Here is a 333-nt window from a genome sequence, read left to right as displayed (position 1 = left end):
CTTCTGGTAGGCCAGCAGGGTCTCGCTGCTGTACAGCTCACCCCAGGAAAACATCACGGCATAACCGTCGCTGGAGCTGCGCGCGATCACATAGCTGTAGCGGCTTGCAGTCGAAAACCGGCGGGCTCGCAATCAGCGCGATTTTGGGCTCAGATTATCTGCGACTGACGGTGGAGGCGGGCTCACATTAATTGCGAGCGAGCTTGCAATCCGTGCGCCGGGCTTGCAATCCGTTACCGCGGGCTCAGGCTCTTTGCGACTGACGCTCATACCGGTAATACGCCGATCCCGATGAAGCAGATGACCTTTGCCGACGCCGAGTACGCCGGCAAG

1 protein-coding gene is annotated in these 333 nt (G+C 59.8%); it reads right to left on the bottom strand.

Annotated features, from left to right (window positions below; genetic code table 11):
* Positions 1–132: 132 nt before the first annotated feature.
* A partial coding sequence (locus tag ACLJNW_RS23930; RefSeq protein ID WP_410961185.1) for a hypothetical protein occupies positions 133–333 on the bottom strand: 201 nt, incomplete at its 5' end.

It is taken from the genome of Salmonella sp. SAL4457 (assembly GCF_046548235.1).
In the GTDB taxonomy this organism is placed as follows: Bacteria; Pseudomonadota; Gammaproteobacteria; order Enterobacterales; family Enterobacteriaceae; genus Salmonella; species Salmonella enterica.
The sequence above is the reverse complement of the archived record's forward strand: the minus strand, read 5'-3'. Positions and strand labels throughout refer to the sequence as shown.